The 25,762-nt window shown below is 35.6% G+C and carries 16 protein-coding genes and 1 tRNA gene; 13 read left to right on the top strand and 4 right to left on the bottom strand.

The genetic code is table 11. The features are described from left to right. Nucleotides 1–36 precede the first annotated feature (36 nt). The 12 genes from murC to rhaM all read left to right on the top strand — a co-directional run bounded on the left by murC (nucleotide 37) and on the right by rhaM (nucleotide 16,463). On the top strand, nucleotides 37–1,392 hold the full coding sequence (murC, locus tag KW502_RS12615; protein WP_219040916.1) for a UDP-N-acetylmuramate--L-alanine ligase: 1,356 nt from the start codon (nucleotides 37–39) through the stop codon (nucleotides 1,390–1,392). Then, on the top strand, nucleotides 1,382–2,098 hold the full coding sequence (locus KW502_RS12610; protein WP_219040915.1) for a cell division protein FtsQ/DivIB: 717 nt from the start codon (nucleotides 1,382–1,384) through the stop codon (nucleotides 2,096–2,098). Before murC ends, KW502_RS12610 begins: the two co-directional genes overlap by 11 nt. 13 nt (nucleotides 2,099–2,111) lie before the next feature. Continuing rightward, a complete protein-coding gene (gene ftsA / locus KW502_RS12605; RefSeq protein ID WP_219040914.1) occupies nucleotides 2,112–3,512 on the top strand; it encodes a cell division protein FtsA in 1,401 nt (466 codons plus the stop codon). Between the two features lie 48 nt (nucleotides 3,513–3,560). Further along, on the top strand, nucleotides 3,561–5,585 hold the full coding sequence (ftsZ, locus tag KW502_RS12600; RefSeq protein WP_219040913.1) for a cell division protein FtsZ: 2,025 nt from the start codon (nucleotides 3,561–3,563) through the stop codon (nucleotides 5,583–5,585). A gap of 105 nt (nucleotides 5,586–5,690) precedes the next feature. Then, nucleotides 5,691–6,140: a GatB/YqeY domain-containing protein gene (locus KW502_RS12595; RefSeq protein ID WP_219040912.1), complete on the top strand. Its 450-nt coding sequence runs from the start codon at nucleotides 5,691–5,693 to the stop codon at nucleotides 6,138–6,140. A 39-nt stretch (nucleotides 6,141–6,179) separates the two neighbouring features. Next, nucleotides 6,180–6,253 (top strand) — tRNA-Arg (locus KW502_RS12590). A 202-nt stretch (nucleotides 6,254–6,455) separates the two neighbouring features. Then, entirely contained in the window at nucleotides 6,456–9,590 is a 3,135-nt protein-coding gene (locus tag KW502_RS12585; RefSeq protein ID WP_219040911.1) for a SusC/RagA family TonB-linked outer membrane protein, read from the top strand. 10 nt (nucleotides 9,591–9,600) lie between these two features. After that, on the top strand, nucleotides 9,601–11,109 hold the full coding sequence (locus tag KW502_RS12580; RefSeq protein WP_219040910.1) for a RagB/SusD family nutrient uptake outer membrane protein: 1,509 nt from the start codon (nucleotides 9,601–9,603) through the stop codon (nucleotides 11,107–11,109). A 144-nt stretch (nucleotides 11,110–11,253) separates the two neighbouring features. Continuing rightward, nucleotides 11,254–12,669, top strand: coding sequence for a pectate lyase family protein (locus KW502_RS12575; RefSeq protein WP_219040909.1), 1,416 nt, complete (start codon nucleotides 11,254–11,256; stop codon nucleotides 12,667–12,669). Nucleotides 12,670–12,793: 124 nt separating this feature from the next. Then, a complete protein-coding gene (locus KW502_RS12570) occupies nucleotides 12,794–15,187 on the top strand; it encodes a glycoside hydrolase family 31 protein (protein ID WP_219040908.1) in 2,394 nt (797 codons plus the stop codon). Nucleotides 15,188–15,347: 160 nt separating this feature from the next. After that, a complete protein-coding gene (locus KW502_RS12565) occupies nucleotides 15,348–16,040 on the top strand; it encodes a sulfatase family protein (protein WP_255554242.1) in 693 nt (230 codons plus the stop codon). Between the two features lie 108 nt (nucleotides 16,041–16,148). Then, a complete protein-coding gene (rhaM, locus tag KW502_RS12560; RefSeq protein WP_219040906.1) occupies nucleotides 16,149–16,463 on the top strand; it encodes an L-rhamnose mutarotase in 315 nt (104 codons plus the stop codon). Nucleotides 16,464–16,588: 125 nt separating this feature from the next. Here the strand turns inward: rhaM and KW502_RS12555 are convergent, their stop codons facing one another. The 4 genes from KW502_RS12555 to KW502_RS12540 form a co-directional block, all read right to left on the bottom strand. Further along, nucleotides 16,589–18,103 carry a rhamnogalacturonan acetylesterase gene (locus KW502_RS12555; protein WP_219040905.1) on the bottom strand — a complete coding sequence of 505 codons (1,515 nt, stop codon included), beginning with the start codon at nucleotides 18,101–18,103 and terminating at the stop codon, nucleotides 16,589–16,591. A gap of 485 nt (nucleotides 18,104–18,588) precedes the next feature. After that, on the bottom strand, nucleotides 18,589–21,351 hold the full coding sequence (locus KW502_RS12550; RefSeq protein WP_255554236.1) for a glycoside hydrolase family 2 TIM barrel-domain containing protein: 2,763 nt from the start codon (nucleotides 21,349–21,351) through the stop codon (nucleotides 18,589–18,591). Nucleotides 21,352–21,463: 112 nt separating this feature from the next. Beyond that, a complete protein-coding gene (locus KW502_RS12545) occupies nucleotides 21,464–22,993 on the bottom strand; it encodes a sialate O-acetylesterase (RefSeq protein ID WP_219040903.1) in 1,530 nt (509 codons plus the stop codon). Nucleotides 22,994–23,068: 75 nt separating this feature from the next. Then, the gene (locus tag KW502_RS12540) at nucleotides 23,069–24,115 is read right to left on the bottom strand and encodes a GntR family transcriptional regulator (protein ID WP_219040902.1); all 1,047 of its coding nucleotides are present in this window, start codon (nucleotides 24,113–24,115) and stop codon (nucleotides 23,069–23,071) included. Nucleotides 24,116–24,689: 574 nt separating this feature from the next. Between KW502_RS12540 and KW502_RS12535 the strand changes: the two genes are divergently transcribed. Then, nucleotides 24,690–25,322: a DUF6266 family protein gene (locus KW502_RS12535; RefSeq protein ID WP_219040901.1), complete on the top strand. Its 633-nt coding sequence runs from the start codon at nucleotides 24,690–24,692 to the stop codon at nucleotides 25,320–25,322. The last annotated feature ends 440 nt before the right edge of the window (nucleotides 25,323–25,762 follow it).

Raw genomic sequence — 25,762 nt, 5'->3', positions numbered from 1 at the left:
AGATTCAAAATAACATCATTATAGTTAAAGAATAAAATGAGCTTATTTAAAAACATACAAAATATTTATTTTATTGGCGTTGGCGGCATTGGTATGAGCGCTTTGGCTCGGTATTTTGTACAGCAAAATAAGCAAGTAGGTGGTTATGATAAAACACCTAGTAAAATCACTAAAAAGTTAGCAGAAGAAGGGGTTGTAGTAAGTTTTACAGCTAGCAAAGATAGCTTACCAACTTCTTTTACAAATAAAGAAAATACGCTGGTCGTTTATACGCCGGCAGTTTCACAGGAAAATGAATTGTTTCAATATTTCAAAAACAATGAATTTGAGATCAAGAAGAGAGCAGAAGTTCTTGGGATGATTACAAAAGATTTTCCTACACTCGCAGTAGCTGGTACCCACGGTAAAACTACTACTACTGCCATCTTAGCACATATTTTGAAACAATCTGGCGTTAAGCTTACCGCTTTTTTAGGCGGGATAAGTGAAAATTACCATACCAATTTTATCAATGATGGGCACCAAGCTGTTGTCGTAGAAGCAGATGAATTTGATCGTTCGTTTTTACACCTTCACCCAACAATAGCCGCCATAACTTCGATGGATGCAGATCATTTAGATATTTATGGAGAAACAGAAGAATTAAAAAGAACCTTTTTGAGCTTTGCTGAAAAGGTAGAAGATAAATCTAATTTCTTTTATAAAAAAGGATTAGACTTAAAAGGAAATTCAATAGCTGTAGAAGAAGAAGCCGATTACAAAGTTGCAAATGTAAAGGTGCAGAATGGCTCTTATCGTTTCGATTTTGTTTCTCCGCAAGAAACGATTAAAGACCTAGAATTTAGCTTGCCAGGCAAGCATAATTTAACAAATGCAGCAACAGCACTTGCTATGGCTTTAAAGTTTGGAGTAAAAGGTGAATTACTAAAAAATGCATTAAAAAGTTTTAAAGGAGTTGAGCGAAGATTTACTTATCACCTAAAAACCGAAGCGAAAGTTTTAATTGAAGATTATGCACATCATCCAGAAGAGATTTTGGCAGTACATCAAGCAGTACGAGAAATGCATGCTGGTAAAAAAGTATTAGCGGTTTTTCAACCACATTTATTCAGTAGAACTAAAGATTTTGCAGACGATTTTGCGGCAAGTTTATCTAAGTTTGACGAGGTGCTTTTGATGGATATTTACCCAGCAAGAGAACTACCTATCGAAGGAGTAAATTCTCAAATGTTATTAGACAAAATTTTAAACGAAAAAAAGGCACTAGTCTCAAGAGAAAAATTAAGTGAAAATATAAAAGCATCTTCAGCAGAAGTGATAGTAATGATGGGTGCTGGAGATATAGGAAATGAAGTAGAAACCATTAAAGTTGAGTTAAATCGTGAAAGTTAATTGGAGTTATATAAAAGCTTTTGCATTATTGGCGTTGGTTGTATTTTTATACAGTTTTTCTTCCAAAAGAAACGCAACTAGAAGAATTTCAGAGGTGAAAATTGAATTTACCAATGGTGATAACTTGTATGTGACTGAAAATGAGATTTATAAGTTGTTAGAAGTGAAAGAAGATACACTGGAAAATAGTGAAAAAGAAATATTAAATTTGAATGATTTAGAAATTAAGTTAGATAAGCATGCAATGATTAAACAAGCAGACGTTTATTTAACTATCAATAAAAAGCTTATTGCAACTATAACTCAACGTAAACCCTTAGCTAGAGTATATGGTAGTGAGTCATTTTATATAGATACACAAAGTAAAAAAATGCCGCTTTCTACTATATATTCAGCCAGAGTACCAATAGTAACAGGTTTAAAAGAAGAAGATATTTCTGAAGTTTACCCCTTACTTTTGAAAATTAAAGAAGATATGTTTCTAAAAGAACATATTACATTAATTTCAAAAAGTGAAAATGGTAATTATAAGCTAGGTTTAAGGGTCATAGATTTTGAAGTAGAGTTAGGAAAAATAGAGAATTTAGAATTTAAAATTAAAAATTTCAAAGCTTTTTACAAAAAGGCGATGAAAGATGAAAAACTAGATGCTTACCAAAGCGTAAGTCTTCAGTTTGATAATCAGGTTGTTTGTACCAAAAAGTGAGATTATTTTGACTATGAAAGATAAAGATATTGCAGTAGGACTTGATATTGGAACCACTAAAATTGTAGCCATGGTTGGCCGTAATAATGAATACGGTAAAATGGAAATTCTCGGTATCGGGAAGTCTAAAAGTTTAGGAGTCCATAGAGGCGTAGTTAATAACATAACACAAACTATACAATCAATTCAGCAAGCCGTACAAGAAGCGGAAGCTAATTCTGGTGTAGCTATTGATGGAGTAGTAGTTGGTATCGCTGGGCAGCACATTAGAAGCCTACAACATAGCGATTATATCACTAGAGCAAATCCAGATGAAGTGATATCGGTAAAAGATATCGACATGCTTTGTAATCAGGTGCATAAATTGGTAATGCTTCCTGGAGAAGAAATTATTCACGTACTACCTCAAGAATATAAAGTAGATGGTCAAGCTGAAATTTCTGAACCTATCGGTATGTATGGCGGTAGATTAGAAGCTAATTTTCATGTAGTTGTAGGGCAAATTTCATCTATTAGAAATATTGGCCGTTGTGTAAAAAGTTCTGGATTAGAATTGTTTGGAGTAACGCTAGAGCCTTTAGCCTCTGCAAATGCCGTATTGAGTCAAGAAGAGAAAGAAGCGGGAGTAGCCTTAATAGATATAGGTGGCGGAACCACAGATTTAGCCATTTTTAAAGATGGCATTATTCGGCATACAGCTGTGATTCCTTTCGGCGGAAATGTGATTACAGAAGACATTAAAGAAGGTTGCTCTATCATTGAAAAGCAAGCCGAATTATTAAAAGTAAAATTTGGTTCTGCTTGGCCAGGAGAAAATAAAGACAACGAGATTGTTTCTATTCCTGGTTTACGAGGAAGAGAGCCAAAAGAAATTACGTTAAAAAACCTGTCTAAAGTCATTCATTTTAGAGTCGTAGAAATTATTGAGCAGGTCTTTTTAGAAATTAAAAATTACGGTCACGACGAGCAAAAGAAAAAATTAATAGCCGGAATTGTAATTACAGGTGGTGGTGCACAGTTAAAACACCTGAAACAATTAGTAGAATATATTACTGGGATGGATACTCGTATTGGTTACCCTAATGAACATTTAGCTGGCAATAGTGATCCTGAAACAACAAGTCCAATGTATGCGACAGCCGTAGGTTTGGTCTTAAATAGTTTAGAGAAAAACCAACAACTGAAAAATGAAGATATAGTTGAAGCCGAAAAAGAAGAGCAAATCCAGCCAGAAACGAAGCCTTTCGTAGAGCAGCCTATAGAAGCGCCTCAACAAGATGTAAATGAAGAGTTAGCGGAAGAAGTAGAAGAAGAGGAACAAGAAGAAAAATATACAAAGCCTAAAAAACATCGCAAAAACATTTTTGAAAAATGGTTTGACGATTTTAAAGATTTTTTAGACAACGCAGAATAAAAAGCTAGAAAAAGAAATAAAGACATTAAAACCGAAAATTATAGAATTATGAGCAGCACAGAATTCGACATTTCATTTGATTTACCAAAAAATCAATCTAACGTCATTAAAGTGATTGGCGTAGGCGGTGGTGGATCTAACGCTATAAACCATATGTTTCACCAAGGAATTAACGGTGTAGACTTTGTAGTGTGTAATACAGATTCTCAAGCCTTAGAAAACAGCCCTGTGCCTATTAAAGTTCAGTTAGGTGTAAATTTAACTGAAGGATTAGGAGCGGGAGCAAATCCTGAAATTGGAGAAAAAGCTGCTTTAGAAAGTTTTGACGATTTAAAAACCCTGTTAGATAAAAATACCAAAATGGTATTTATCACTGCAGGAATGGGTGGAGGTACCGGTACTGGTGCAGCGCCAATTATCGCAAAGCAAGCTAAAGATATGGATATTCTAACGGTAGGTATCGTTACCATTCCTTTTCAATTTGAAGGGAAAATGCGTAATGAACAAGCGCAGTTAGGTGTAGAACGTTTAAGAAAAAATGTAGACTCTCTCATTGTTATTAACAACAATAAACTTAGAGATGTCTATGGTAATTTAGGTTTTAAAGCAGGATTCTCTAAAGCTGATGAAGTGCTGGCCACAGCTTCTAGAGGTATTGCAGAAGTAATTACACACCACTACACACAAAATATTGACTTGCGAGATGCAAAAACGGTATTGAGTAATAGTGGTACTGCAATTATGGGTTCTGCAACCGCATCAGGTAGTAATAGAGCGCAAGAAGCCATCGCAAAAGCATTAGATTCACCTCTATTAAACGATAATAAAATTAGTGGTGCTAAAAACGTATTGCTATTAATAGTTTCTGGTTCAGAAGAAATTACCATCGATGAGATAGGAGAAATCAACGATCACATTCAAGGTGAAGCAGGCCATAGTGCCAATATTATTATGGGTGTTGGTGACGATGAAAGTTTAGAAGAATCTATTTCTGTAACCATTATAGCAACAGGTTTCGACCTTGAACAGCAAAATGTAATTGTAAATACAGAAACCAAAAAGATTATTCATACGTTAGAAGACGAACAAAAAGCAGTTCATAACCTAACGCCTAATCAAACCACACCTAGACAGCATACTCCGCTACAAAACAAAACGGCAGCGCAAAATAAAATAGTGCATACGTTAGAAGAAGAGGTAGAAGAAAAACCAACTCCTAAACCAAGTACGCCTAGAAATGAGATGGATTTAATTCCAACTTCAGAGTTAATTAAAAATATCGATGTTTCTTATGAAGATATAAGCTATCACGAAGAAGATTTTGTAATTATAGATGCAGATCAAGAAATCAATGATTTTGAAGTTAATGAACCTCAAGAAATAAGCCCTCAAGTAGAAGATGAAGACCAAACTTCTATGTTTACTTTCGATTTTCCTTTGAATGATGATAAATCAGAAGATCACTCAAATGAAATTGATACTGAAGTAAAAAATCAAGCGGAAGAAGATGAACATAAAGTTTATTTCAGTTTAGAAGAGGAGGAAGTTGAAACAAAAAATGCAAAAGTAAATAGCGAAATTGAAATAGGTTCTTCAGTGCAACATCAAAATGGAGAAAAAAGATATTCGTTAGAAGATTACATGGAATTGGAAGAGCGAATGGAGAGTGCAAAACCAACATCTAAATCTACCACACCATCTCAAGCTAATCCCTCTCCAAAAGTAGAAGAATTTAAGGTAGAAAAAAGAGAAATACAGCAGGAGCAAAAGCAAGCCCCTCAAGAACAAGATTCAGAAGAGATAGACCCTTTTGAGAATCCTATTTCAGAAGACTTGATAGCGAGAGCAGCAGAGCGTAGAGCAAGAATGAAAAATTTCAACTATAAATTTAGAAATAATAATAATATAGACGAGATAGAAAAGCAGCCAGCCTATAAAAGAGCGGGCATCGATATTAATAATAACCAATCTCCAACCAACGAGAAAATATCTAGAACTTCTTTAGGGAAAGATAATAATGATGAAGTTACATTTAGAACTAATAATTCTTTTTTACACGATAATGTAGATTAAAAGTAGAGGTTCTAAAAAATAATAAAAACCCGAAGTTTTGCATAAATAAACTTCGGGTTTTTTAGTGGAGATTAGTATCTTCGTATCACAAATAATTTTCTATTTATGAGTTTAGAAAAAGACGTCATGACGCAAATGAAAGCTGCGATGAAAGCAAAAGATTCGACAGCTTTAGAAGCTTTAAGAGCAATTAAGGGGGCTATTTTATTGGCAAAAACAGAAAATAGTCAGCAAGACTTATCTGAAGAAGAAGAGATTAAAATTGTTCAGAAATTAGTCAAGCAACGTAAAGATAGTGCTGCACTTTATAAAGAGCAAAATAGAGAAGATTTAGTAGAGCCTGAAATTAAGCAAGCAGAAGTTATCGCTCAGTTTTTACCAGAACAATTAAGCGAAGCAGAAATAGCAATTAAAGTAGAAGCGATTATTAATGAAAGCGGAGCAGAAGGTATGAAAGATATGGGCAAAGTAATGGGCTTAGCTTCTAAAGAACTCGCTGGTAAAGCAGATGGAAAAACCATTTCTATTGTTGTTAAAAATAAATTATCTAAATAATTTTTTAAAAGCTACCTTTGTAGCATAATTAACAGTATTGGCCCCGTGGCGCAACTGAATAGCGCATCAGATTTCGGCTCTGAGGGTTGCAGGTTTGAATCCTGCCGGGGTCACTAGTAAAAAAGCAAGCTATTTTAGCTTGCTTTTTTTTGTGTTTTATTTAAAATAATACCTTAATATTTAGAAATATATAATATAATTCCAGTCTAATTGTATTCTTTTAAATTTCAACAGTACAGTACAGGACACTAATAAATTTTAATCAAAATATATTTGAGTGTTAAATAATTGTGAACAATTTAATCAATTAGCAGTATGAAACACGTTATACTTAAAATTATTTTTTGTGGTTTGTTATCGATAATTACTTTTTCGATTCAAGCTCAAAATAAAACGGTATCAGGTACGGTACAAGATGAAAATAATGTTCCACTTCCAGGAGTTAACATTTTAATTAAAGGAACCAGCCAAGGTACGCAAAGTGATTTTGATGGAAATTACTCTTTACAAGCTTCTGAAGGTGATCTTATTCTTTTTTCATATGTAGGTACGAAAACGATTGAGAAAAAGATAGGTGCTGAAAGTACTTACGATGTAGTGATGGAGTCTGATAGTGCTGAATTAGATGAAGTAGTGGTGGTTGGATATGGTACACAAAAGCGCAAACTCACAACTGGTTCTGTAGGTTCTTTAGATGCTGAAAATTTTGCAGAAAGGCCTATTACAAGAGTTGATCAAGGTTTAATAGGGCAAATGGCCGGTGTTAATGTTCAGCAGACTAGCGGAATGCCAGGGAGTCCACTTAGTATTAGAATAAGAGGGACTGGTTCTATATCCGCTGGTAATGAACCATTATATGTAATAGATGGTTTTCCTGTAGAAACAAATGGAGTAAATTCTAATGGTAATTTTAGTAACGGTAGTCCGCTAGACAACATCAATCCTAATGATATAGAATCTATTGAAGTTTTAAAAGATGCTGCAGCCGCTGCAATTTATGGTTCTAGAGCTTCTAATGGGGTTGTTATTGTAACTACTAAAAAAGGAAAAATGGGTAAACCAAAATTTACTTTAAATACATATGGAGGTATATCTAAAGAAGCAAAGAGAGTTGATATGTTAAATGCCGATGAATGGATTGATCGTGCTAAAACCATGATTGATAAGCAATGGATGAATTCAGGTATTCCAGGAGCAAATGTAAACCAAAGTATTGATCAAAGAAGAGAAGTATTTAATCAATTTCAACTACAAGAAGGTAATGATTTATTAGCACCAACTGAGTTTAATACTAGTTATATGTATGATCCTCGTTGGGATATGGAAGGTTATGGAGATTTAAATGTTATCGATTGGCAAGATCGAATCTTTAGAACAGGAGTATTTCAAAATTATCAATTATCGGTATCTGGAGCGACAGAAGATATCAATTATTATGTTTCTGGAAATTATCAAAAAAATGAAGGTTATATTATAAATACTGATTTTGAGCAATTTAGTGCACGCGCAAATATTACAGCAAATATTACAGATAAACTTTCTATGGGAGTTAATTTAGCACCCTCATACTCTATAAAAAATGATCCTGGTTTAGAAGGAAAAGATAATACATTACATAAAACTTTATCTACTACTCCTTTGATGGAAAGTACACCAAATGAGGCAGGAGAATTATATACTACTAGATATGATTGGGGAAGTAGTAATACCGATCCTTTACCAAGGCTAAATCGTACTGGAAAAGGAAGTATGTTTAGAAATTTATTCACAACTTTTATTAATTATCAAATATTTAATGGGTTAACGCTAAGAAGTTCATTTAATTTTGATAATACAGATAGAACTTCTGAGTCTTACTTACCTAATGATAATTTAGAAAGTATAAGAGGAGGTTATGGCACCTATAGAAAACAAAATTTAGTGAATGAAAATACTTTGAATTATGTAAATTCTTTTGGTAATCATAACTTTAATTTTTTAGTAGGGCACTCCTATAATAAATACTCAATTACATCTTCTAGTTTAAGTTCAGGTAACCGTTATACTAGATTTGGTATTTACACACTTCCTGATGGATCGACAGGTAATACTAACTCTTCTAAGAATGTAATGATATCTTATTTTTCAAGATTACAATATGATTTTCAAGAAAAGTATCTTTTATCATTAAGTTTAAGAACAGATGGTTCATCTAAATTTGGTCCAGAGAACCGATGGGGTTTATTTCCAGCTATTTCTGCGGGCTGGAGAATTAGTGAAGAATCTTTTTTGAAAAATTCAACTTGGCTAAGTGAATTGAAACTTAGAGCTAGCTACGGTATAAATGGTAGTAATAATATTGGACCATATGCTTGGAGATCAAGATTGACCTCTAGTAATTACGTTATTGGTGATTCTTCTGTTCCAGGATCAGGAGTAGGTAACATACCCAATGACGCAATAAGCTGGGAAGAATCTGAAAGTATTAATTTTGGATTGGATTTTGGCTTATTGAAAGGCCGTATTACTACCACATTAAACCTTTATAGAAAAGAAAATTCAAAGTTATTATTAAAAGTTCCAGCAGCTCAGGCTTCGGGTTTTTCAAGTTATTTAGATAATATTGGAAGAGTTAGAAATGACGGAATTGAATTTGAATTAACGACTTATAATATTATTCAAGATAATTTTCAATGGAAAACATCTATAAATGCCAGCCATAATAGAAATGAAGTTTTAGCTTTAGGTCCTGATCAAGATCGTATAGAAGTTACTTCAGGATATAGTAATATACCATTTGTACTTTTAGAAAAAGGGAAACCTATGTATCAAATCCATACAATACAGCAAGATGGTGTTTTAACAGCTCAAGATATAGCTAATGGAGCAGCAACTTATGGAGGAGGCGAACCCGTTCTAGGAGATCCTAAATATGTAGATCAAAATGGAGATGGAGTAATAACTGCAGATGATCGAGTAGATATAGGAAGCCCTTTTCCTAAAATTAACTGGGGAATAACCAATACCTTTAAATACAAAAAGTTCGATTTAAATATCTTATTACAAGGTCAAAATGGAGGTAAAGTGATAAGTCTTTTAGATCGTGCTATTAATAGAACAGGCATGTCTTCTGGTGAAAATCATTTAGATGTAAATCCAAATGTTCAAGGTAATTGGAAAACTAGTTTTGGTTATATCGTTAATAGTTCTTGGGTTTATGATTCTGATTACATCAGTTTAAGAAATATAACTTTAGGCTTCGATATGTCTGAATACTTTGGAGAAAGAATTTCAGGAGCTAGAATTTATGCTACCGCAGAAAACTGGTTGTATTGGACAGATTACAGCGGATTTAATCCAGAGGCAACTAATGCTCCCGCAAGTAATGATGGAAGATTTCCTGTTCCAGCAGATTACGGTGGAGCACCTATAGCTAAAACATTAATTGTAGGATTAAATTTTAATTTCTAAAGTAAAGATTATGAAAAAAATTATATACTTCTCATTTTTAATGGTACTAATGGCTTGTGAGTCAGATTTAGATCAAGTGCCATTATCATACGGAACAACGGAAAGTTTTTATGCTAACCAAAATGATTTTGAGCAGGCGAGAAACGCAACCTATTCTTCAGGCTTATATTCATATCCTACTCGTTTAATGAATTTAAGTGAAACAAGATCAGATAATATTTATACAGTGCCAGATGTAAACTATGCATGGTCAGAAATCCATAACTTCTATACCTCTATTACAGCTAATGGCTTTATCGAAGAGGCCTATGCTACCAATTATAATACTATCTACAAAGTAAACCAATTACTAGAAAAGTTAGATGAAAATGGTCAAGTGATAATCGATACAGATATACGTCTTAATATTAGAGCTGAAGCTCATTTTATGAGAGCATTTTGCTATTTCGATCTTATCCGATGGTTTGGCCCCGTTCCATTATTAGATCGAACAGTATCACCTCAAGAAGCTGCAAAAATACCAAGATCTTCTGTAGAAAATATTTATCAACTCGTTATTGAAGATTTAAAATTCGCAGTAGAAAATTTACCAGAAAGTTATGACGATGAGAATTATGGAAGAGTTTCAAAATATGCAGCCAAAGGTATTTTAGCCTTAGTGTATATGACCAGATCTAGTGAAACTTATGGAATAGATGGTCCAGGATTAAATTCAGGAGAATGGAATTTAGCCTACCAACAATTAAATGATATAAGAAATAGTGGTCAATTTCAATTAGAAGAAGAATACAGTAGAATTTTTCGAACCGAAGGAACTCAAAATACTGAGAATGTATTTGTCATTCCTTTTTTAGAAAGTACTGGAAATAGTGTGGGAACAAATTTCATGTCTGAACATATTGGGGCAGACTCTTATTTTGCTTCTTTAGGTCTTTCAGCTCAAGGGGCTTCAGAAGGTAGATTTGTCTCACCTGATTTAAGAAGCAGCTTTGCAGAGGGAGATTTGAGAGCAGAGTTTGGTATCGTAGATTCTTACGTAGTAGATGAGGGAAGATGGGAAGGTTCATATGATCGTCCTGTTTATTCAAAATATGCTGATGTGACCCGGTATGGAGATAGCAGAACAGATTGGGGAGTAGATTTTATGGTACTTCGATATACAGATATTTTAATGCTTATGGCAGAATGCACCTTACAAGGAGGTGGAGGTGCTCAAGCAGACGTAGATTTTATTATAAATAAGGTTAGAGAGCGTGCAGGCTTACCCGCAGATGCGGTAAATGTTACTCTTGAAGAATTATTTCAAGAACGTCAAAAAGAGTTTTTTGCAGAAGGAAATCGTTGGTTTGATTTATATCGAACAGGAAACGCGATTAACATTCTTAATAATTGGAAAACAGAAGTAGATGATGAAAATGCATTAAGAGGGATAGATCCAAATTCATTAATTTATCCAATTCCATTACAAGAAATTTTATCAAACCCAGGTTTATACGAACAAAACCCAGGGTACAATTAATGTATATGTTTTTGTTTATTTGAATTATCCAAGCCCTGTTTTCTTTTGAAAACAGGGCTTTTCTTTTTGACACAGTATAGTGCAGGATACTGTAAATCAATATAATGAGTAATTTAATGATATTAAAATTTTAAAATAATAATCATGTCCAAACTAAACTGTATAATTTTTCTTTTTTCTTTTTTATTTGTTTCGTGTATCACAGATGATTTTTTCCCGGGTGGCGGAAACAATGATGCTTGTAGCGAAGATCAAGTACTTGCCTTCCCTACGGCTCAAGGTTTTGGAAAATATGCTTCTGGGGCTAGAAGCGTAGCGCATCCAGAAGTATATAAAGTAACTAACCTTAACGATAGTGGACAGGGTTCGTTTAGGGATGCGGTAAGTAAGTCGGGAAGATTTGTTCTATTTGAGGTAAGTGGTATTATTAATTTACAATCTCCGGTTAGTATAGCAAATAATTTAACCATTGCCGGACAAACCGCTCCGGGAGATGGTATAGTTTTGTATGGGCAAAAAGTATCTTTCACCGGTGCTAATCACACCATTGCCCGTTATTTAAGAATTCGGTTAGGAAATACTTCAGGTATTTCAAAAAATACTGATGCCTCAGGAATCGCTAACGGAAAAAATATCATTTTAGATCATTTTTCTGTTTCTTGGGGCTTAGATGAAGTTTTTTCAATTAATTGGGATAAGAAAGGTTTTGAACCCGATAGTATTACCATTCAAAATTCAATTATCGCTCAAGGTCTTCATCGACACAATCACTCTGCAGGCGGATTAATTCAATCAGAGAATGGACATATCAGTATTCTTAATTCTTTATATGCCAGTAATAAAACGAGAAATCCTAAAGTGAAAGGAAAAAGTGAATATGTAAATAATATCGTTTACAATTATGGAAATAAAGATAACCCAATGGGGCATACTGTTTCTGGAGCAGCTTATATAATGGGAGGTTCCGCTATGGTTTCAGAAGTAAATATTATAAATAATTATTTTATAAGCGGTCCCTTAACTTTAGATAATGAAGAAACACCATTTTCTAGAGGTACAGAAACGTTCAATGTATATGCTTCTGGAAATTATTTCGATAATAATAAGAATGGAATTTTAGACGGTAATTTGGTACCGGAAGATACCTTAGGCTATCCCGGGCTTCTTCCTGCCAACTTAAAAAGTTCTCCTTACCCATATCCAGAGATGAATACATTTTTATCAGCTAGTCAGGCCTATAATTATGTGAAAAATAATGCCGGGGCTAATTATCCTTCACAAGATGAAGTTGATGAATTGATAATGGCTGAACTTGACTCCAAAGGTACACAAGGGATTTATGTATATACAGAAAGTGATTTGTCATTATCAAATAATGGTTTAGGCAATTATGAAAGTACCAATTCTCCCACAGATAGTGATCAAGATGGTATTCCGGATATATGGGAAAATCAATTAGGATTAAACCCTAATGATGCTACAGATGCGTTAGAAGTAAGTAGTATTTGCGAGAATTACTTAAATATAGAAATGTACATCAATGGACTCGTCGATTTATAGCCTGATTATCCAAACTATTTCATTTTAAATTCGATGATTATCTTCAGCAACAGTATAGTGCAGGATACCTCTAGCGCTTACAACATCTATATTTACAGACCATGAAATTTTAAAATACTCAAGTTTGAAAAAATTAGGACTCACACTTTTTAGCTTTTTTCTATCAGTTAGTTTTTTTGCTCAGCAAATGGGTGACTTTCAGAAATTAAAAAAAGAAAATAACAATACCTTTCATTTAAAAACCTCAGCAGCCGATGTGAAAGTGGAATTCTGTACTTCTTCTATCGTTCGCTTTAGAACTTCTTGGAACGGAAAGTTCAAGGAAAATGAACCGTATATGGTGATCAATTACGATTGGGATCAAGTAAAAGTTCAGCAAAATGAAACATCCGATAAGCTAAGTTTTCAAACCAGTCAATTAAACGTTGAAATTCAGAAAAGTCCGTTTCAAATTCATATTTACGATCAGGAAGGAAATTTATTAAATGCCGATGCTCCTTCCAACCAAAAAACTTCAGAAGAAACTTTTGGAACTACTAAAAAACTTCAAGCCGATGAGCATTTCTTCGGCTTTGGCGAACGTATGGATATGCTCGATCGTCGAGGAAAAGAAGTAACTTTAAACGTAGGTCGCGGATTGGGAAAACCGCATATTATTGGAGCTTATAATGTGTTGGAAGCCAATTATGCACCAGTTCCTTTTTTTATGAGTACCAAAGGTTACGGAATCTTCTATCATACCGCATATCCTTCCACTTGGGATATGGGAAAATCAAATGCTGAAACCTATACCTTTTCTTCAGAAGATAAGGAGCTCGATTATTATTTTATGTATGGTCCTAATCTTCCAAAGATATTGGATGCCTATACTTCCATTACCGGAAAATCTCCGATGCTTCCTAAGTTTGCGATGGGATTGCACGTAGGGACATATAGCGGTGGTACTTGGGGTCACGAAGAAGAAACCTCTGCAAATTATCCGGTGGCTTTGGTCGAGAAATTTAGACAATTCCAAATTCCTATTGATGTACTTCACTTAGATTCTACGTGGAGAATGTTTGGCGAAAATGGAGGGAGCGGTGCCACTACTTTTGAGTGGAGAGAAACTTTTCACAACACCGAAAAAATGTTCGATAGTTTATATGCCTTAAACTTGAATGCCGTAGGACTCCATGTTCGTCCGCGTTTCGATAATGGAAAGAAACTACGCTTGTTGGACGAAGCTAGAGAAGCCGGTTACGTATATCCCGAACCTAACAATTCAGGTGAATTTGTCAATTTCTTTGATGAAGATGCAGTCGATTGGTGGTGGGAAAACGGAGCGATGCGCGTCGCAGAACAAGGCGCCATGTTTTTTAAAACCGATGAAGGAAGCGCCTTTGGTAGAAAAGCCAATGAAAGTAATAAAACGGGACCACAAGGTCAGGAAATTAAATCCTTGCATAATTTATTTCCGGTAGCTTATGCCAAAGCACCTTATGAAAAATACCAAGCCTATAACAAAATGCGCGGAATGAATCATACCCGTGAAGGCTATGCCGGGATTCAGCGGTATCCTTTTATTTGGGCAGGTGACTGGCCGAGTGAGTGGCAATATTTCGAACCGGTCATTAAAGCCGGACTAAATATAGGGATGTCTGGCGTAGGCTATTGGAGTCACAACATGGGCGGATTTGAACACGTGGCAGATCCGGAATTGTACATCAGGTGGTGCCAATTTGGTCTCTTTAGTCCGATTGCTCACTTGTTCGGGATGGAACATCCTAATTATAAAGAACCTTGGAATTACGGTGAAGAAGCCCAACGCATCTTTAAGCAATACGACGATTTACGTTATCGTTTAATTCCTTATATCTACAGTACCGCTTACGAAAATCATCAAACCGGGATGCCGTTAATGCGGGCTTTGGTATTAGGTTATCAAGACGACTCTAATGTTTACGAAATTACCGATCAGTATTTATTTGGGGAAAGTATGATGATTTGCCCGGTAACCACCAAAGGAGCAAAAACAAGAACCGTTTATTTACCTGAAGGAAATTGGACCAATTACTGGACAGGTGAACAATTTGAAGGAAAACAATACTTAAACGTACTTTGCCCTATTGAAGAAATGCCAATTTTTATAAAAGGTGGAGCCATTATTCCTTCGCAAGAAGTTGTGCAATATGTAGGTGAAAAAGATATTAAAAAAATTACGTTAGATATTTATCCCGACGGAAATTCTTCGTTCACGCTCTACGATGATGATGGTAAAAGTTTAGAGTATCAAGAAGGAAAATATGCGTTGACGACGATTGAAGTGAATGCTGAAGAAGATGAGGTAAAAGTAACAATTCAACCTGCGGAAGGGAACTATAAATTAGATGATAGAACTTACGAAATTCGTTTACACGGAAATTATTCCAAAGCTAAATCAAACGGGAAATCTTTAAAAATTCAGCAAAAAGAAAATGTTTCTACCGTAAGTATTTTAAGCAATTCTAAAAAGAAGACTAGCATTAATTTTTCAAAGTAATCTTTTAATTATTTCTTTATTGCATTAGTGTCAGCTTGAGCGGAGTCGAAAGCTATATCATAACATCTCGACTCCGCTCGATGTGACAATTCAACTAGTCTATTAGGTGAATTATAAATTTACTTGTTAGTTAAGAAGTCATCTCGAGTGTTTTTTTGAACTGCAATGGAGAGATAAATACAGCTTTATAAAGAGTGAATCCAGACGTGATTACGCCGCCGCAATGAGTCATTTGGACGATGCGATAGGTCAAGTCTTGAAGCGTTTAGATAGTTTAGGATTACGAAAAAATACCATTGTATTGTTTATGAGCGATAATGGAGCACAAGAAAACTGGCATCCAACATCTCAATATGAAGGTAAATATGGACCGAATGATCAATTAGGAAGTAATCAGCCTTTACGCAATTATAAAACCAGTAATTACGAAGGAGCCATTCGGGTACCCGCAATTATTTCGTGGAATAATAATTTTATGCAAGCTGAAAAAAATCATAATTATACCTCCGTAATCGATGTCATGCCTACATTTTTAGAATTAGCAGCAGTAAAAATTCCTGAACAAGTGGAAGGAGAGAGCTTAACTGTAATTTTAAAAGAGAAAACGAATGAACATCATAGCATTTACGTTCGTGGGCATAAACAAGAAAGCTTGATTCAAAGGCCTTGGAAACTTGTAAGAACGCGTCATCTCCATGCTAAAACCGAGTTTGAATTATTCAATGTTGAAGAAGATCCTTCCGAAGAAAACAATGTGATCCAGCAATATCCAACAATCGCAGAGAAAATGAAGCAAGCTATTGCAAAACAATTTAGTAAAGATGCAAAAGAAGTGAACGTACCCTTGCGATAAATTCTATTTCTCCTACAAGATTTTTAAAACCCTGTAGTTATGCTAATTTGTTCTACTGAGCTTGTCGAAGTGTTTATTTACTATCTTTCCATTTAATCAAATATCAATATGAAAACAGTTGCCTTTAAAATGAAACTAAAACCCGGTAATGAGGCTGAATATAAAAAACGTCATGACGAAATTTGGCCTGAATTAGAAAGCTTGCTGAAAGAAAATGGTATCACTGATTACCATATATTTTTAGACGAAGAAAGCCTAAGTCTTTTCGCGGTTCAAAAACTGAAGGAGAATTCAACCGAAGCTGAATTGCCTAAACATGCACTCATGAAAAAATGGTGGGAGTACATGGCAGATTTAATGGAAGTTAATCCAGATCACTCTCCAGTAGTTATTCCTTTAGAAAAAGTTTTTTATATGAAGTAAACACTTATCAGATTCCGGATCTGATCTGTAACCTCGTTTAATAATTAAGAATATGAATTCATAGCATCAGACGCTGAATCAAGTTCGGGGTGATGTATTTAGTATAAATATCAAAGACAATGAGTTTAATTTTTTGCTTCTTCTGGCAAATAAATATAATCGCGGATGTAGCAATTTCTAATTTGCTCTAATTTTTCAGCAACCGTTAAGGCGTTCAATTCGGCACCTTCCTTATTGGTGTGGGTATGATCTTTTGGGAAATAGTCTTTCACTTGTTCTTTTTCCATTGCTTCGTATTTGAGTGCTACTTCATCATTTAGATTTACAAAAATGGCATCCATTTCTTCTGCGGCTTTTTTTGCTAATCCGGCATAATCGTCATCATTGCGCTCTACTTTTTCTCCGTGCCAGATATTTCTGGGCACCATACTCAACACAATAGGAGTAGCTCCTTTTTCACGCGTCTCTTCAATATATTTTTTCATATACCAACCATAAGTATGCACCACTTCCGTACTGTCGTTGCTAAAATTGACTACCTGCGTTTCATCGCCCATTCCGCGAATAGAACCACGATATTTAGGGGTATCGATGTGTCCGCCGTCATTATGCCCAAATTGCATCAACACAAAATCCCCTTCGCTGAGCGAATCCTTCACTGCATCCCATAAACCTTCACCCCTAAACGTACGACTGCTGCGACCTCCTCTAGCTTTGTTATGAATACGAACTCTGGTCGTGTCGAAATATTTTTCGAAAACAACTCCCCAACCTACAAGTGTATCATTATTGCTAGCAACGGTAGAATCGCCGATTAAGAAAATATCTTTCTTTTCAGGTAAATGCGTCTTAGGATCTTTCAGTAAATATGTTTTCAAATCATTATCAGATGCAGCCAAACCTTCAGAAATTAAACTAGCCGAAAGCAATGCCCCACGTGCCGAAGTATGCGTATGGTCGCGTTTGTAAAAGTACGTGCCGGTTACTTTTTCTTCTCCTATTGGATTCAAGACGTTAACCATTCTTTCATTTAAATTGATGAAGGTAACGCCTTCTTCTTCGGCAACTTGTTTTGCCCAACCGCCGTACGATTGATCGTTTCTAGACAATTTTCCGTCTGTCCAATCGTTGCGGGGAATAGGCGAGATTACTACTGGTATAGCGCCTTTTTCTTTAGTTTCTTTAATTACTTTACGCAAATACCAACCATAAGAATGTACTATTTCGTGTTTGCCGGTAAGCATATTATCAATTTCTTCGCTTTCTTCTCCAACTCCTTTTATAGTACCACGTGCACGAAAATTATCATTGATAGGACCATTATCGTTATGTCCAAATTGTAACAATACATAATCTCCTTTTTTCAGACTATCTTTCACCGGTTCCCATAGACCTTTGCTCTGGAAAGTTCGGCTACTAGTGCCACCTAAAGCGTGATTTTCAATGGCAACTTTTGTAGTGTCCAGCAACTGATCCATATAATCACCCCAGCCCCAAAGTCCGCCGTCACCTTTACCGCTACCATTTTTCACAGTAGAATCGCCGATGATGTAAACGGTAGGTTTGCTCTCTGGTTTTTGTTTGCAGCTTAAAAAGCTTGCCATAAGTAATAACACGGCAAATAACTTGGTTGTTTTCATATTTTAGTTGATGTTTTTGGGCGCATCCCTCTCGGGTCGGACTTTCCGTTTCAATTCCGTTTGCTTCCTCTGGTCGCAATACGGGGTTTACTTTTCAATCCCTTGCGCAAGTTGTTTTATGTCATTCAGATGCTAGATCGCTTCGTTATTAAAGATTTTCTTTCTCTCTACTTTTTTTCATTGCCAAAAAAAGTAGCAAAAAAGTCTAGTCTTATTTTTATTTCCTTGAATTGTTAGAAAAATAGTTTATCCTGCGCAAGGGAAAGCGTTTCACTAATCCTTTGCTCCACATCCATCGCTGGGCTATTTCCCTACAATTACTACAGAATTAAAAAGTAGGCCCTTGTTTTTTTATTTTCATCTATTACTTTTTTGATTGTCATTTCTTGCCTGAAACGGAACCTCATCAGATTCTCAACAAGGATGATGTGATCATCTTGGTTGTTGCTTCTCTTGTCTATTTTCTCAATACTCAATACTCAATACTAACGGAAATCAAACCATAATTTCATAGCAATTCCATCATCACCACTTTTAATTCGGATGTTGGTGGGCTGACTGCTGGGGCCTTGTTGCGAAAGCGGTTTGAAAGCGTGCATTCCCGGAATTTCATACATAAACGAAATATTTCCTTCCGGGAAATCGGGATGAGCTTTGGCGTTGGAAATAGTGTTTTTAGGTTCATCGGGCGTAAATAAGCGCAAGAACAATTGATCTGATTCACTGAAAATTCTAAAAGTTTTGTCTTTCGCTTCTAGTTTTCCAGCAATGAAATTTGCGTGGTATCCTTTAAATTCTGGATAGATGAGATTTTCAAAACTTTCACCTGTAATGGTGTTGTTGTAATCTTTGTCCCAAACGTTGTATTCTACTCCGTCCAAACGGTTTTTCCAAATGCGGTACGGACCTTTTCCGAACCATTTGAAACCTTCAACAATCTCTTCAGGAAAATCAAAAGTAAGTCCGAATTTACTAATTTCTCCCTGGAAAAATGCACCATCAAAACCACTGTTGCGGCCGGCATTTTTCAGCATAATCGCTTCCATATGCACTCTTCCGTCCTTGGTGATTGTCCATTTAATATGATCGATGCCGCCATTGTAAAACACGGTAGCTACTGCATTTTCTGTCTTGTTTTTGATTTCGATTTTATCCACTTTGGCTTGCATCCCAATTGGGCGAGGACCGTTTACAAATGGCATTTCACCTTTAGCGTTGGTGATTTTAGTAATTTCACCTGTCTTTTTATCGATCTTTACGCTTACGCTTCCACCATTTAAAACAACCGAATTTCCATTGTCTGTAGCGCTGGCTTTTTCTTCTTTGTTTTTTTGAATGAATTTAGCAGCAAACGCATCTGCGTGATGAATTTTCCAGGTCCAGGTATAAATTTCTCTTCCGTGCTTGTCGGTAGCTGTAATTTCAACCCAATCACCTTCAAAAAAATTGTCTTTTACAGGCATTTTCAACTTACGCGTTTCACCCGGTTGAATGTCCGAAACTTCAAAATCTCCTTTGTAAATAGTTTGTACTTCAGCATCTACATACAAGAAATTCTTAGGCGCTTGCTGTACTTTATAAGTGATGTTACATTCATTCAAATTGGTAAATAAATAGGTGTTTTCAACTAAAAACTCACCATTAAAAGTTTGTGTGATTTGCAAAGGTTGAAATTGCATTGGCGCCCAAACTTCTTTCACGGCATAGAAACTACCTTCTTTTTCGCGGTGCGGCCCCAAAGCTCCGTCGGGCGCTAAATTTCCTTTCGAATCATATTTTTGTTCTCCTGTCCAATCGGTTCTTAAGACAGCTTCGTCACTAAAAACCCAAAGAAAACTTCCGGCAAAAAGCGGACTTTCACTGTAATGCTCCCAAAAGTCACGTAATCCGGAGCCGATTCCGTTATCATAAGTTCCGTGCATCGTTTCTGTTGGAAAAAATACATTTTCGCCACTTCCAAAACGGTGTACTCCCGTTTGATACGTAGGGTAGTGGTGTGTATCCCAACCATTGAAATCTGCCCAGGGATGAATCACAATTCTGTTTTGAGGGTCGTATTTTGCGAAATCATCATCCAATTCGTAATTCCAGCCGCCTTCATTTCCCTGATCCCAAATAATTACTGAAGGATGGTTCACGTCGCGCTCAACCATTTCTTTGATCAATTTTTGTCCAGTTTCGGTGTCATATCCATTTTGCCATCCGGCTAATTCGTCTAAAACAAAGAGACCAAGAGAATCACAAGCTTCCAGAAAATGCGTGTCTGGCGGATAATGAAACCGTACCGCATTCATATTCATATCTTTGATGAGGTTAACATCCATCACACTGATACGCTTGCTGGTGCTTCGCCCAGATTCCGGCCAAAAGCTATGGCGGTTAATCCCTTTCATTTTAATTTTGGTGCCGTTTACGTAAATTCCATCACGTTTTTTAAATGCTAAGGTTCTGAATCCAATACGTTTTTTGATGGAATGTAAAACTTCTCCGTTTTTCTTTAAATCGAATTGCACCCAATACAAGTTAGGATCTTCCGGATTCCAAGGGTTTATATTTTCAAACTGAACTGAAATTCGTTGTTTTTTAGTTTTTTTATCGAGCTCTTTTGTGAATTTTTTGAAGCTTGAAGAAGCAGCGCCATCTGCCATTAGTGAAATTTCAACTTCGGCTTTTTTAGGAAGATTTTCAAACTCCAAATCGGCCGTTAAATTTCCATCTGCTTTGGCATCGATAGCGACGTGCTTGATGTTGGTTTTAGGTAAAATACCTAGCCAAACGGGACGGTAAATTCCGCCAAATAACCACCAGTCTGCATAGCGTTCTGCTCTATTGACATTATGATTTTCTGAATGTTTCCAAACATGAACTTCCAATAGATTTTTTTCGTCCTCATTGATCAAATCTGAAATATCGTAACTGAATTCATAAAAACCACCCTGATGTTTTTCACCGGCCAATTTTCCGTTGATTTTTACTTCAGTATCGGTCATTGCCCCACCAAAATGGATGATTACTTGCTGATCTTCATATTCTTGCGGAACTTCAAATTTATACTTATAAAAACCTTCTTCTATGCTAGGTTCTTCCTGATTCAATTCTTTGTACCAACGCCCGTAAGTATAGGTTCCAAAGCCTTCCGTTTCCCATTGCGAGGGTACGCCGATTTTTGTCCATTCGCCCGAATTTTGGCCGTCGGTTACTTTAAAACCCCATTCTTTTTGATGCTCAAAATCGGGACCTGAAAGCATTATTTTTAGGGTTTTCTGAGCGTTTATGTTCAGAAAAAACAATGAACAGCAGAGAAAGAAAGTAAGTTTTAGTTTGATCATTGTGGTTTAATTTCCGTAAGGTTTTCTGATTTCAAAATTTTTGATGAGTTTCTCCGGGCCAATTATCTGTACGAAATGGCGAAGCCGGTAATCCGGCAGTATTGAACAAATTAGGTTCAGGAGATTTACTCCAGCCAAAACGAACTGCTACCGGTTTTTTAACTTTAGCTGAAGAAACAATTACCGTATTTCCTTTAATTCTTGCTTTCGCAGGATAGAATTTTTGATCTTCACCGGCAATCTCAAAATGAGTGAGTTGTTTTCCTTTTTTTTGCAATCCGTTTTCAGCAAAATCAAAATAGATCTGAATTTTGTTTCTTTTCACATTGAAATCTTTATACATTGGCCCCGAATATTCAATATTTTTTTCTCCATAGGTATTGGAACGTGCCCAAAGTGCTAAGCGACGGCCTACTTCTTGTTTATTTTCAGGATGAATATTTTTAGGATTCCCGATATCGGTGGTCACCACCATTCCAGTATGATCTACTGAACGGTAAGCCATAAGTTGTGCTTCACGAATTTCAGGATTTTGACTGTGATGCGGAGTGATTTGTACAAAATAAAGGGGCAGGTTTTCTTGTTGCCAATCTTCTCTCCAATTCTGGATCATATCAGGAAACAATGTGCGGTATTGATAGGCACGTTGGGCATTACTTTCACCTTGGTACCAAGTAACACCTTTGATGGTGTAATTAATTAAAGGATGCAACATCGCATTGTATAATACATATGGATCTTTATTTAACTCGCCATAAGTTGGTTTATCTAAAGTTAATTTGGAAGAATCTCTTTGAGCTTTTTCCTTTTCTTGATAATAGTGTTGTAGTTTTTTGTAATAAGAAATTTGTTTTTCGGTAAAGCGTTCTAAAATGGGAAGGTAATCTGGGGTATCTTCTAAGACTTCCTGAGAAGTCCAAGCTTCAGCGCGCGTGCCTCCCCAAGACGAAGAAATAAGTCCTATAGGGACGTTGAGATTTTCATAAAGATTTTTTCCGAAGAAATACGCTACCGCAGAAAAATTATAAACGGTCTCAGGAGAGCCTATTTGCCAGGTTCCTTTAACGTCTTTTAAAGGAGTTTGAGAAGCTGCTAAACCAACGGTAAAAAGTCTGATTTGTGGTTGGTCTGCATTGTTGACCTCTTCCTGATAATTAGTGACTCCGGTTTTCCAAGTATCTTCTTTTTTACCTACTGGAAAATACATATTGGATTGCCCTGAACACAACCAAACTTCTCCGAATAAAATATCATTAATTTCAATTTTATTTTTTCCTTCTAAAGTAATTTGGTGGGGTTGATGATCGGCTTCTGGCGTTTTAATTGTGGTTTTCCAATTTCCATCTTCATCAGAAGAAATTGTTATTGGTTTTGATAGCCAATCTGCTGTAATGTTGATGTTTTCATTTGATGAAGCCCAGCCCCAAAGCTTAACCTCGGTATCTTGTTGTAAAACCATATGATCACCCACTAAAGACGGTAGTTTTATTTGTGCTTGAACCGAAAAATGAACACTTAAAGCGAAGAAAAAAAAGAAGCAGTACTTCTGAAATGAAACCATAACTAAATTTTAGAATTTAGCTTTAAAGATAGAGGGCTTTAAGTACTTAGGTATCCTGTACTGTGATGATGGTATTTATAGAGAATTACGCTCAATATATTTAAACACGTTTTTTACTTTTTCTTTCTTGTTTTTTAGCACCATATAAGCCGCAGATTCTCCCATTGCTTTAAAATCGGTACTAATCACGGTGATCCCTAAAAGTTCTTTAAGCGGAGTTTCGTTATAAGAAATGATACCAATGTCTTTTCCTAACTCTAAATTTTTAGCACGTACTTGTCGAACTAAATTGACCAGGTCTCGTTCTTGTATGGTGACGTAAACGTCTTTGCTTTGCAATTCCATATCGTCATAAATTTCATCTAACACTTCAAAATCAAAATTATTCTCGATACAAAATTGTTTGAAACCGTGAAGAATTCGACGAGGGTATGGATTTACTGATTTACGAGGGTAGACTAAGATGATTTTATCGTATTTTTTTATTTTTTCAATACCTTCTTTTAAAGCATTGTAAATGTCTTTTTGAAAGTCTTGATAAATTGAACCATAATCTCCTTTTATATGAGGTTTAGTGTTATCTAATAAAATAAGTTGATCTTTAGGGATATTCTCCATTAATTTTAATATCTCATCGGTATAACTCACGTGGTTAGAATTCTCATCTCGAAAGTGTGGCATAATTACATAATAATCATAAGCGCCTATATTTTTTTCTACTGAACGTTTAAATAAAATTTCATCACAATGGTAGATGAATAAATTAACGTGACCGTTCACCCCAATTGTATTTACAAAAGAGTTATAAATCATCATCTTGTAAGTACTCGGTTTGTTTACCAAGAAAAAAACATTTACTTTAGAAATCAGATCGGTTTTGGCGGTGTAGTAACCTTTTCCTTTGACCGAGACGATGACTTTCTTTTCTTTTAAAAGTTTATAAGCCTTTTCTACTGTATCCCTAGAGAGCAGAAGGTATTCACTTAATTCATTAATCGAGGGTATTTTTTCACCTACTTGTAGATTGCCTCTAGAAATGTCGTTAATAATCGAGTCGACAATTTGCTTGTATTTAGGGATACGTGACTGACTATTAATTTCGATATTGAGAATCTGTAACATTTTAAAAAGGGCTTATTTAGAAAATTAGTAAATTTAGTACCGAATTTTCAGTAAAAGTAGTTAAATAATATAATTTAATAGTTGGTAGTTTTATAAAATGTTTATTCAAACTTCTTAAACTTTTTGAAAGAGTTAAGGTGAAGTGGAAGAATTGGTAAGTTACCCGTATTAAGGTGGCTACTAATCCTAAAATCATCTTTTTATATTACCTGATTGTTGGTAGAAAGTGTTCTCTTTACGGTAACGCTAACTGTTTTTTATTAATTAGCGTATCAATGCTTACCATTCAAAGCGTTTTGCTTGAAGCGAATAATGCATGTTTAAAACATTCGTTTAAAAAATTATTTTCCGATTAACGATCTTCCCAACATCCCCCTAGCTTTATTGATACTTCTTCGATACTTCTTCGAGTTTTCCTTGATTAAAGTACCGTATTTCCTATAATTTACTAGCAAAACTCGAAGAAGTTACGGAGTAGTGATAACGTTACCTTAAATTATTAAAGGATCATCACGATTTTAAATGACCATTTTGAGTATCTTTATAAGATGCTTACTTTAAAAATGAATTTGTCATGGCAAGAATTATTAATAATCCTTTGGGAGAACTTTCTGGAAAAGCCGGGTCGGTGGTGTTTAAAAAAACAAAGTACGGTAATTATGTAAGTAGTTTGCCGAATGTAACGAAAAAGCCTTCCGTTTTGCAACAGCGTCAGCAAAGCAAAATGAAGATGGTGATGCATTTTTTAACGCCCCTCCGATGGATTTTAAAGAATACCTACTTTCCGTTACAGCAAAATTCCCCTAGTTTTAATCATATCAAATCTTATTATTTACGCCATGCTTTGACCCCTAGCGGAGAAGGTTTTCAACTCGTCTATTCCCGTTGTTTGATGAGTTATGGCGATCTTCGAATGCCTGAACAGGTAGTGTTTCAAAGGGAGGGAATGTACGAAGTTCTACTCACTTGGGAACCTCAACAGGAGCAAGCCATGGCGCAGCCAGACGATCAACTTTTTGTAGTGGTGTACCAACCAGATTTACATCAATTCTGTTTTGTGGAGCAAGTGGCTGAAAGGCAAGCTGGGCAAGCTACTTTTGAATTACCAGAAGTTTGGGATGCTGCTGCTCAATTTTATATATGGGTAGGTTATTATCGACCTGAAGAACAACAAGCTTCGCTGAGTGTTTATTTGGGTAGCCTGTAATTGAAACGTTCAGAGGGGAGGGGTGATGAATGAAAATGAAATTGAAGCTGAAGTTGAACCTTTTAGGTTCTTGATTCTAAAAATCCTAGCTCCTTTTTACCAGCCCTAGCTCGGCTTGATGCCTAAGACTAACTGTTACAAGCTAAAAAATAAGAGAACCCACGCGTTGCAGGTGTAAAACACTTAGTGAGTGTAACCCGTACCTCACCTTACGGGTGTGCAAGCACCCTCAGTAATTTTATTTTTAGACAAAAATCTAGCTTCCTGTTTCAAAGAAATAGTCTAAATTCTATTCTCTATTCTCTATTCTCTCTTCCCTTTCATCCTGAGCTTGCCGAAGGATAACATTCAAAATTGTACTCACTACTCAATACTCACTACTAAATACCAATTCAACATTCACAATTCAACATTCAAAAATCCCGCTTCCTGTTTCCTGT

The sequence above is a fragment of the Mesonia aestuariivivens genome (assembly GCF_019311235.1).
Classification (GTDB): Bacteria; Bacteroidota; Bacteroidia; order Flavobacteriales; family Flavobacteriaceae; genus Mesonia; species Mesonia aestuariivivens.
The sequence above is the reverse complement of the archived record's forward strand: the minus strand, read 5'-3'. Positions and strand labels throughout refer to the sequence as shown.